This is a genomic window from Mycolicibacterium vulneris (assembly GCF_002104765.1).
GTDB lineage: Bacteria > Actinomycetota > Actinomycetes > Mycobacteriales > Mycobacteriaceae > Mycobacterium > Mycobacterium vulneris.
Window position 1 is genome coordinate 1 of record NZ_NCXM01000087.1, and the last position, 1,209, is coordinate 1,209.

Annotated in this window: 1 protein-coding gene; it reads left to right on the forward strand. The window is 69.2% G+C overall.

Translation table 11 applies throughout. The annotated features are described in order from the left end of the window. Positions 1-1,209 (forward strand): amino acid adenylation domain-containing protein (locus B8W69_RS29450; RefSeq protein WP_133058060.1); only part of this gene is annotated, 1,209 nt, incomplete at both ends.

The window sequence follows — 1,209 nt, forward strand, 5'->3', positions numbered from 1 at the left end:
GATGAGGCGGAGCGTGCCCGGTTGGATGCGTTGGGTAATCGGGCGGGGTTGGCGAAACCCGCTGCGTTCACGTCGATTCCGGTGTTGTTCGCCGGGCAGGTCGCGCGGGTGCCGGAGGCGGTGGCGCTGACCTTCGGGGGCGTATCGATGACCTATCGGGAGTTGGATGCGGCCGCGCAGCGGTGGGCGCAGCTGCTGGCCGGCCACGGAGTGGGCCCGGGACAGTATGTGGCGCTGGTGTTGTCCCGCTCGGCCGAGGCGATCGTGGCGATCCTGGCCGTGCTCAAGACCGGGGCGGCCTATGTGGCGATCGACCCCGCGGTCCCCCAGGCCCGGCTGCGCTTCGTCCTCACCGACGCCGCACCCGCGGCGGTACTCACCACCACCGGACTACGCGAGCGCCTGACCGGATGCGCCGTGCCGGTGCTCGACATCAACAACCCCGCACCGCATACCCAGCCCCAACCCAGCACCGCGTTACCGACACCGCAGCCAGACGACATCGCATACCTGATCTACACCTCAGGCACCACCGGCACCCCCAAAGGCGTCGCCATCACCCACCACAACGTCACGCAACTGCTGGCCTCGCTCGACGCCGGGCTGCCCTCCACCGGGGTATGGACCCAAAGCCACTCGCTGGCCTTTGACGTCTCGGTCTGGGAAATCTTCGGCGCACTCCTACGCGGCGGGCGTCTAGTCGTTGTCCCCGAAACGGCGACCACCTCCCCCGAGGACTTCCACCAACTACTGATCACCGAACAGGTCAGCGTGCTGACCCACACCCCCTCGGCGCTGGCCATGCTGCCCGAGCACGGCCTGGACTCGCTGACACTGGCCACCGTCGGAGAACCCTGCCCCCTCGACGTGGTCCAGCGGTGGGCCCCCGGACGGATCATGATCAACGCCTACGGCCCCACCGAAACCACCATGTGCGTGACCATCAGCGCCCCCCTGACCCCGCACACCCCGGTCGTGCCCATCGGCACCCCCGTCCCCGAAGCGGGACTGTTCGTGCTGGATACATGGTTGCGCCCGGTGCCGGCCGGGGTCATCGGCGAGTTGTACATCGCCGGCACCGGCGTCGCGGTCGGCTACCTGGGTCGGGCCGGGTTGACCGCGTCGCGGTTCGTGGCGTGCCCGTTTGGCGGGCCGGGGGCACGGATGTATCGCACCGGGGATCTGGTGCGGTGGCGTCCTGATGGCCAA